Origin of the sequence: Acinetobacter sp. CFCC 11171 (assembly GCF_003268405.1) — a bacterium.
GTDB lineage: Bacteria > Pseudomonadota > Gammaproteobacteria > Pseudomonadales > Moraxellaceae > Acinetobacter > Acinetobacter amyesii.
Genome location: NZ_LQXP01000060.1, coordinates 1 through 8,630, shown reverse-complemented (window position 1 = coordinate 8,630; position 8,630 = coordinate 1). Strand labels below are relative to the sequence as shown.

At 39.5% G+C, this 8,630-nt stretch carries 8 protein-coding genes and 2 pseudogenes; 3 read left to right on the top strand and 7 right to left on the bottom strand.

Annotated features, from left to right (window positions below):
- Window positions 1-331, bottom strand: a 331-nt coding sequence (locus tag AVJ20_RS17395; RefSeq protein WP_162689804.1) for a Rieske 2Fe-2S domain-containing protein, incomplete at its 3' end; no start/stop codon positions are given.
- Between the two features lie 248 nt (window positions 332-579).
- Here AVJ20_RS17395 and AVJ20_RS17390 point away from each other — a divergent pair.
- Complete coding sequence (locus AVJ20_RS17390) at window positions 580-1,509, top strand: LysR family transcriptional regulator (RefSeq protein ID WP_111886087.1); 930 nt, start codon at window positions 580-582, stop codon at window positions 1,507-1,509.
- Between the two features lie 101 nt (window positions 1,510-1,610).
- On the opposite strand, the pseudogene hpxO reads toward AVJ20_RS17390, so the two are convergent.
- A pseudogene (gene hpxO / locus AVJ20_RS17385) lies at window positions 1,611-2,767 on the bottom strand (FAD-dependent urate hydroxylase HpxO).
- 208 nt (window positions 2,768-2,975) lie between these two features.
- On the opposite strand from hpxO, the gene alc reads away from it, so the two are divergent.
- Both alc and AVJ20_RS17375 read left to right on the top strand, forming a co-directional pair.
- Entirely contained in the window at window positions 2,976-4,004 is a 1,029-nt protein-coding gene (gene alc, locus AVJ20_RS17380; RefSeq protein WP_111886086.1) for an allantoicase, read from the top strand.
- A 69-nt stretch (window positions 4,005-4,073) separates the two neighbouring features.
- A complete protein-coding gene (locus AVJ20_RS17375; RefSeq protein WP_111886085.1) occupies window positions 4,074-4,574 on the top strand; it encodes an ureidoglycolate lyase in 501 nt (166 codons plus the stop codon).
- Between the two features lie 204 nt (window positions 4,575-4,778).
- Here the strand turns inward: AVJ20_RS17375 and AVJ20_RS17370 are convergent, their stop codons facing one another.
- From AVJ20_RS17370 to AVJ20_RS17350, 5 genes and pseudogenes are all read right to left on the bottom strand, one after another.
- Window positions 4,779-6,158 carry a nucleobase:cation symporter-2 family protein gene (locus AVJ20_RS17370; protein WP_111886084.1) on the bottom strand — a complete coding sequence of 460 codons (1,380 nt, stop codon included), beginning with the start codon at window positions 6,156-6,158 and terminating at the stop codon, window positions 4,779-4,781.
- 30 nt (window positions 6,159-6,188) lie between these two features.
- Entirely contained in the window at window positions 6,189-6,509 is a 321-nt protein-coding gene (gene uraH, locus AVJ20_RS17365) for a hydroxyisourate hydrolase (RefSeq protein WP_111886083.1), read from the bottom strand.
- A pseudogene (uraD, locus tag AVJ20_RS17360) lies at window positions 6,506-7,010 on the bottom strand (2-oxo-4-hydroxy-4-carboxy-5-ureidoimidazoline decarboxylase). The gene uraH and the pseudogene uraD overlap by 4 nt, the downstream one beginning before the upstream one ends.
- A gap of 143 nt (window positions 7,011-7,153) precedes the next feature.
- Complete coding sequence (puuE, locus tag AVJ20_RS17355) at window positions 7,154-8,116, bottom strand: allantoinase PuuE (protein ID WP_111886081.1); 963 nt, start codon at window positions 8,114-8,116, stop codon at window positions 7,154-7,156.
- Between the two features lie 56 nt (window positions 8,117-8,172).
- The coding region (locus AVJ20_RS17350) for a hypothetical protein (RefSeq protein WP_162689803.1) at window positions 8,173-8,630 on the bottom strand (458 nt) is incomplete at its 5' end.

Genomic DNA, 8,630 nt, shown 5'->3' with positions numbered 1-8,630 from the left:
GCTCTGGCTGTGCGGGAATTTTTACACACTTTCCTGCGCCGTTATAATGTAGACCATGATATGGACAAATGATATCTTCACCCTTGACCCAACCTTTGGTTAATGGCACCCCACGATGTGGACAGATATCACGAACCAAATGAATTTTTCCACTTTCAGTTTGATACAACGCCATTTTTACATCGAGTAATTGCACTTGTTGCGGTTCAATCGAAACATCTTCTACACGTGCAACGGGATACCAATGCTGCGCCAAAATATTCCAGTCGTTAGCATCAAATGTACTGCACTGAGGTTGGGTAAATAAATTGAGTACTGGAATGGCATTCATAGTTCATCTCAACATTTTCAATATTTCTTCAGCATTTAGCATTATCAAGGTTTTGCTAAACCCTTATTTTCTAAGTCGAAATTAATATCTAAACACATTTCTGTCTATTAGAATGATTTGCATAGATTGTTCTGTTTTTTAGAACATTAAGCATTGAACCCTGCTTGATTTGATAAAGCTGGCATGAATATCGCTTAAAATACATAACATTATGATTCGCTGATCACGCGATAGAGATTGAAGCCTGTATGTCGATTACTTTTTCTAGATTTTCTGAATATTTTATGGCGGTTGCACGGACTGGGAGTCTACGCAAAGCTGCTGAACAACTTTTTATTTCAGTCTCGGCAGTACATCGACAAATTGTTTTGGCAGAGGAAGAACTCGGAGTTGCACTATTTGAACGACTACCTCAGGGCTTAAAACTGACGCTTGCGGGTGAATTACTGTATGCCGATTTATTAAAATGGCAAAAAGAATATCAGCTGACGCGTACTCGATTTGATGAAATCCAAGGCTTAAACCGTGGAAACATTGAAATGGGCTTTATTGCAGCTTTGAATGACAGTTTCATCGTCGACTGCATTCAAAAGATGGCTGAAACTTATCCGTGGATCAACGTCAACATCAGCATGAATAGCAGTGAAGACATTTCCAGAAAAATCGTCGATGCAGAATTAGATTTTGGCATAATTTTAAATCCCAAAAGCCATAGCCAATTAGAGATTTTATCCTTTATAGAAATTCCGTTGGGCTTTGTAATGTCACCGCATCATACCTTGGGTGGGATGGATAAAATTTATCTTTCAGATACGTTAAATGAACGGCATATTTTACCGAGTGAACCACTCATTATTAGTGAATATGTCCAGACTTTATATAAGCATCATAAGTTTAGTCCGATTCAAAAGATCGAATGTAATGACATTAGAATGATATTGTCATTGGTTCAGCAACAATTAGGCATCAGTTTGATGTCATATATGGATGCTTTGCCACTGCTTGAGAATAATAAGATTATTTTTAAACCGATCCGTGAAAAAGGTTTACACAGTTTGACCATCGCTTTATGTGTCGCATCGAAGCGCCAAACCTCTCAAATTTCTCAGATCATGATTAATCTTTTGGTGGAAAAAATGGAAGAAATTAAGATCAATTTAAAATCTTTGAACCCCTAAACCATTATTTAAGTTTTGGGGTCGCAAAACTTTCATAAAAAAAGCCAGTACAAATAAACCGTACTGGTTGCTGAAAGCTAAAGTTTTATTAGTTTATTTTTTTAATCCAATGGATTACCTACAATATTACTAATAATACCTTTCATAATATGATTGCCTTGTTCCTTACGCAGTTCTGCATACCATTCACGCGTCACACTTTCATCTTTCATATGGGTCACATCACAGCGCTTACGCGCTCGCAGTACCAATTCATTGGCACGCTCATTACGTTTATTTTGATAACGACGCAATGAATCTTGTAAGCCCAAAGTATTGATTTGCAAAGAACGAGCTAAATAAATTGCATCTTCCATTGCTTGGCAGCCGCCTTGTCCAATATCCGGCGTTGTACTGTGTGCTGCATCACCCACAATCACCACGCGACCTTTGTAGAAATCTGCAAAAGGTTCAATATCATGAATTTCTACCCGATTGGTTTTTTGGGCATCTACGGCATCAATCAACTTTTGAACCGGTTCACACCAACCTTAAAGTATTCTTTAAATAAGGCCTTATATTGTGTGCGGTCATTTTCTAAGCCTGCTGCTAAAGGGACATCAAAGAAGAAATAGAATCGGTTGTCGGCAACGGGCATCAGCGAAACACGTTTACCTTCTCCTACAAATGTCGTCCATTGATCTGCCGCAGCAAATTCTTCTGAAATGTCGACTAAACCATTCCAATTGACGTAACCTGCATAGCGGCGCTCAACTTGTTCCCCCAATACATACGACCGTGTCAATGAATGTGTACCATCGGCGCCAACCAATAAATCAGCCAGAACCTCACTTCCGTCAGCAAAACGCGTGATCACCTGATCATCTTGTTCTGAGAAGCTCACCATTTTTTTGCCTAGATGAATCTTCTCACGACCAAATTCATCCATGAGCATATTTTGTAAGTCTGCACGTGAAACGGGATAAGGTCGCTGTCCAACTTCTTCGATTAAAGGAAACAGACTAAACTGCGTCATAACATCGCCCGTTAAGCCATCGATATAGGCTAAATGATCCATCTTGCCACCGAGCTTTTCGACTTGTTCGGTTAGCCCCAAATAGTTCAAACATTTGACACCGTTAGACCATAAAGAAATGGCGGCTCCAACAGGTAAAATTTGTTCTGCCTGTTCATAGATGGTTACTTGGTGTCCAAATTTTTTCAAAGCGATCCCTGTCGTTAGGCCCGCCATACCTGCACCAATAATTGTAATGTCCATCTATAACTCCCCTGTGTTTTTTTAAATATCTTTCTCCTAAAAAGCGAAAAGCATGCCATTTTTTCAAACAAGCAATAAAAAATTCTAAAGTTGGCACACGCTGTGCTTCTAAACACGTGTAAATGCTTGTTTTTATCAATTGTTAAATTTTTAACACTGAAAACAAAATGCATATGTTTTAAATGAAAATAGTGAATGGATTTTATATATGGCGACTTTACTCGCACCAAGTTTTGATATTCCTGCACAATTACAGGCACTTACAAATTTAGCTGATGACCGTATTGGTGCAAAAATACTTGATTGTTCAGATGATTTTTTTGCAGAATCAAAACGCATGCTTCAATTTAATGCACCTATCTTCGTCGAAGATAAATTTGATGAGCATGGCAAATGGATGGATGGTTGGGAAACGCGTCGTAAACGCCATGCAGGTTATGATTGGGCAATCATCCAACTCGGTGTTGCTGGTCGAATTCAAGCCTTAGATATTGATACAACATTCTTTACAGGGAATTATCCAGCTTCCGCATCCGTTGAAGCCTGTTTTGCACCAAGTGGTGAGCTAGCACAGGCAGCATGGGTTAATATCTTAGACAATACCGTATTGGGCCCGAGCCAACACCATATATTGAAGGTCTCAAATGATCAGGTTTTTACCCATGTACGTTTAAATATATATCCAGACGGCGGTATTGCGCGATTTAAAGTCTATGGTGAAGTTCAGGTTCAAATTCAAGACAGTACGAGCACATTAGACCTCGTTGCACTGGAAAATGGTGGACGTGTTATTGCTTATAGTGATGCTCATTTTGGACATCCACGAAACTTAATTAACCCTGGTCGCGGCATCAATATGGGAGATGGTTGGGAAACGAAACGTCGCCGTGCACCAGGTTTTGACTGGTGCATTTTGGCTTTGGGTCAATCTGGTGCAATAGAGAAAATTGATATTGATACTGCCCATTTTAAAGGCAATTTCCCTGCGCAGGTTTCCATACAAGCGATTTATGTAGAAGATGCCACTGACCCTCAACTGATTCCGCAAAGTATGTTCTGGCCATTTTTGCTCGACGCACAAGACATGCAGATGGATCATATTCATAGCTTTGTCAGTGAGATTTTAAAGCATGAAAAAATATCGCATATCCGCATCAATATGATTCCTGACGGGGGAATTAGTCGCATACGGTTATGGGGGAAAAATACATCCTTAATTGCAGTATTAATCAAATAGGAAGCCTTCGTGCTTCCTATGTGTATGGTTTCAATTTTTTTAATCAAATGCCCTATAAGATATCTAAACATGACACACAGCATAAAAATACAAGCTCTAAGTATTGAAGGCTTTGCGCCTTTTGGTGAGGTTATTTGTACAACTGGACATGATTTTTTCCACATCAATGACGCACATACAGAGCGATATCATGCGCTCGTGGAAGCAGAAATTTCAGGTGATGCGGTTGCTGGAATTAGCATCTTCAGAAATATCAAAACGACTGAGTTGCCTTTTACGATTTCGATGTTAGAGCGGCATCCCAACGGCTCACAAGCGTTTATTCCAATGCAAGCGCAAGCTTTTTTAGTGGTTGTTGCACCTGCGTTGGATGATCACAGCCCTGATCTTACACAGCTATGTGCTTTCATCACTGATGGTAGCCAAGGAGTCAACTATCGTGCAGGAACATGGCATCATCCACTACTGACACTCGAAGCACCCAGTAGCTTTGCCGTCATCGATCGTATTGGCGCTGGGCATAATTGTGATGTGTTTCAGTTACCAATGCCTATTCACATTTCAAATTAATGTATTTTTAGCTTAAACACTTACAGTTAAATAGACTTAAAATCACTTAAGCAATTGTTAATACTTACTTTATTTCATCTCATAATATTATTTAATTTAAACCTAACGCATTAAAAAAGCCCTCTACTTCGAGGGCTTTTTTTATTCTATATAGTCTTTATTCTATGAATCATCGTATGGTTCAAGACTTAAAATCTGCCATGATTAATGTTGCACATCTATTGCCATGCTTGGTTTTTTCACCTGATCTTTGCTCATAGTCACTTCTTTATTTTTAAATAAATTCAAATGATTGAACACAATATTTAAAATAATCGCCATCAAACAAGTCGAACTAATGCCTGAATGAAAGAGTGTTTGCACCCATTTAGGGAAGTTTGCGTAGAACGAATGATCGATAATTGGAATCATCCCTGCTGCAATCGCAGTCGCAACAATGATGAGGTTCTTTTGCTCGTTATAGTCAATTTTCGCCAAGGTACGAATACCACTAGCCGCGACCGTTCCAAACAAAACTAAACCAGCACCGCCTAAGACAGGGACAGGAATCGCTGCAATCAGTCGCCCCATAATTGGCAGAACGCCTAATACGACCAAGATCATCCCACCCGCTGCGACAACAAAGCGACTTTTCACGCCTGTAATCGCTACTAAACCGACATTTTGTGCAAAAGCACTTTGCATGAATGAACCGAAGATTGGTGCTGCTGCACTAGATAGCATATCAGCGCGTAAGCCATTGGTAATGCGCTCAGCATCCACTTTAGTACCAACAATTTCCCCAACGGCAATAATATCTGCTGTCGTTTCAGTCATAATCACTAACGTTACGATCAGCATGGCAATAATGGCACTTAACTCAAAAGTTGGCATACCGAAAGCAAAGAAGCTTGGAAATTGAATCCAGTTACCATTTGCAACTTTAGAAAAATCGCCAAAGCCAAAGGCATAAGCCAGCACCGTACCGAAAACGATGGCCAACAAAATAGATAAACGTCGGATGGTTGCATTACGTGTTAAATTCAGCGCAATCACGATACCCAACGTTAAAAATGCCAAGCTGATGTTCTCAGCACTTCCCCAGTCTGGTGCTTTATTGTTCCCCCCCATCATCCAGCGTACCGCTACAGGCAGCAATGAAAGACCAATCACGGTGATCACACAACCAGTCACAATCGGTGGGAAAAAACGAATAATTTTTGAAAAATAAGGTGCTAGGAAAAAGCCAATTAGAGATGCAACAATCACCGCACCATAAACAGCAGAAAGCCCACCGCCTGCGGTTACTATGGCAATCATCGTCGTCACACCTGCAAATGAAACCCCTTGAACTAAGGGTAATTTTGCACCGATATATTTCACACCTACAGTTTGTAGTATGGTCGCAAAGCCACCGACAAAAAGCGCTGCCGCAATCAATAAACCGATTTGCGCAGGTTCAAGTCCCGCGGCTGTACCAATAATCAATGGTGGAGCAATAATACCACCATACATGGTTAATACATGCTGTAGACCATAGGCAAGGCTTTTTCCTGCGCCTAAATATTCATGTTCTGGTGAAACTGTTTTATCTTGTTCTGTCATTTTTATATCCCCTATTTTTTAACTTTGCTCTTAACTGCCACGATACGTTGAATATGCAAATGGGCTGATGAGTAAAGGAATATGAAAATGCTGCGAGGCATCTTTTACATAAAAATGAATCACAGCTTTTGGAAAAAAGGTTTCGGTATTTAAAGTCTGAAAATATTCAGCTGTCGCAAATTCAAGGCTATAAGCACCTGCTGTAAAGTCCTTCAGCGCAAAATCATTAACGCGACCATCCGCATTGGTTTGGGCTGAACCTAGTAACTTACCTTCCGCATTAAATAATTGAATGCTGACATTCGCTGCGGGTTTGCCTAGATTGGTATCTAAAATATGTGAGCTAATCATGCGCTAAGCTCCTGTTTTAATCTTAATAAGGCAATTTCAGCCAGTTGATGATGAACAATTCGTTTTTCGGTTTCAGGATCATTCAATAATCGATATTGCAGCGCCTGTAGTACATCTTCACTACTGAGGCCAGAAGCTTTGATTAAAAAGAGATATCCGTACTTTTTCTCATACGCGATATTGCCTTTGAGCAATGCAAACTGAGTTTCTTCATCTGCTGAAATTTCAGACTGTTCTCGATTAGAAAATTGTTGCTCCAAACTACTTAATTCAGCCTGTGCCTTTTTTTCACCAATCCGTGGATGGTTATCTAGAGCATTTTTGATTTCATCCCAAGTCCAAGCATTTGCGGCTTTTACTGCTTGCTCTGTGATTTGCGTGACAGAGGTATAAGGACGCTGCGCTACAATGTGTTCTGCCCAGCCTTCAATTTGCACACAGTGCTTTAAAAAAAGTTTTTACATCTGCTTCGGATGCTTTATTAAATTCAACAAGTTGCACTATAAAATCGCCTAAAATTATTGAATGATTGTTCAAATTTAGTTTTGCAATATCAGTGCCAACCTAGGTCTATGATGTCAGTTACCTAAGTACAGGCCTAAAAAAAGAGGAGCTAAGCTCCTCTTTATCCAAATATTTTTTTATTAGACTGCATGATGTGTATACCAATGTTCCGCGATATCACCACGGCGACAGATCCACACTTTTTCATGTGATTGCACATAATCTAAGAATCGTTGTAGTGCTTTAAAACGGCCTGGTCGCCCTAAAATACGACAATGCATCCCAATCGATAACATTTTTGGCGCGCTTTCACCTTCTTCATATAGCACATCAAATGCGTCTTTAAGGTATTGATAAAATTGTTCACCACTGTTGAAACCACCCGGTGAACAAAACTTCATATCATTGCTTTCAAGTGTATAAGGAATAATTAAATGTGGACGGGTTCGACCATTTTCATTTGTCAAACGACTCCAAAAAGGCAGGTCATCACCATAGTGATCGCAGTCATATTTGATTTGCGGAAATTCAGCCAATAGCTGACGTGTGTTGGGACTGTCACGCCCTGTGTACCAGCCAATAGGCGTCTTTCCAAATAAAGCTTCAAGCACACTAATCGCTTGATCCATGTGCTGACGTTCTAGCTCTATCGGCATATCTTGATAATGTAACCAGCGTTGACCATGTGAAACCACATCATAGTTGGATTGTTTGATCGCATCGACGATATAAGGATTGCGCGCTAGAGCCATACCAACGCCAAAGATCGTCATGGGTAAATCACGTTTTTTAAATTCTGCATGAATCCGCCAAAAACCGGCTCTGGAGCCATATTCATACATCGAGTCCATCGACATATGTTTGGCAGGAAAACTGGCCGCTCCAATAATATCGGATAAGAATTGTTCTGATCCTGCATCCCCATGTTCGATGTGGTTTTCTCCACCTTCTTCATAGTTCAACACGAACTGCACTGCGATACGTGCCTGATTAGGCCATACGACTTGAGGTACATCGCCATGATATCCAATTAGGTCTCTGGAATAATCCTGTTGTTGGATCTGGTCAATTAAGTCTTGCCCGCGTAAGTAGCCTGTAGTCACTTCAACTTCCTAATTTGTTATATCAAACAGTAAAAAATTAGTTAGAAACAAGCAAATTATGCGCCAATGTCGTAGACGGCTAAATAGCTTTTCATATCAATGACCATTGCCTTTTTTAAGATATTGAATGGTTGCCCTGAATCATCTGCAATGATTGAAATTTGCCAAATTTCATCTATTTCTGGAAAATTCTGATGCAGTTGATCAATGAAATAGTAATAACCTGGTGTATTTTCCGTAATATAAATGATTGTATTTGAACACAATATATAGAGTTGAATCTCATCAATGGTTCCAATATTTTGGCGTACGACATCTATACTTTGAATATCTTTCCATAATATAGTTTTAGTGCTTATTTCAGGCCCAGTTATAGTGTATGTGAAACCATCATTAAAATATTCATAATCACCTTTATCCTGTCTTATAATCTCAAATTTATTTGTTTTATTTTTTATATCTTGTTTTAAATCAATTGAATCTACAAACCAAATATGAGGATGACAAATTATTA

Bases quoted from the DNA above. Each gene is read 5' to 3' on its own strand.
- AVJ20_RS17390 (WP_111886087.1), top strand. From the start codon at position 580: ATGTCGATTACTTTTTCTAGATTTTCTGAATATTTTATGGCGGTTGCA.
- alc (WP_111886086.1), top strand. From the start codon at position 2,976: ATGGCGACTTTACTCGCACCAAGTTTTGATATTCCTGCACAATTACAG.
- AVJ20_RS17375 (WP_111886085.1), top strand. From the start codon at position 4,074: ATGACACACAGCATAAAAATACAAGCTCTAAGTATTGAAGGCTTTGCG.
- AVJ20_RS17370 (WP_111886084.1), bottom strand. From the start codon at position 6,158: ATGACAGAACAAGATAAAACAGTTTCACCAGAACATGAATATTTAGGC.
- uraH (WP_111886083.1), bottom strand. From the start codon at position 6,509: ATGATTAGCTCACATATTTTAGATACCAATCTAGGCAAACCCGCAGCG.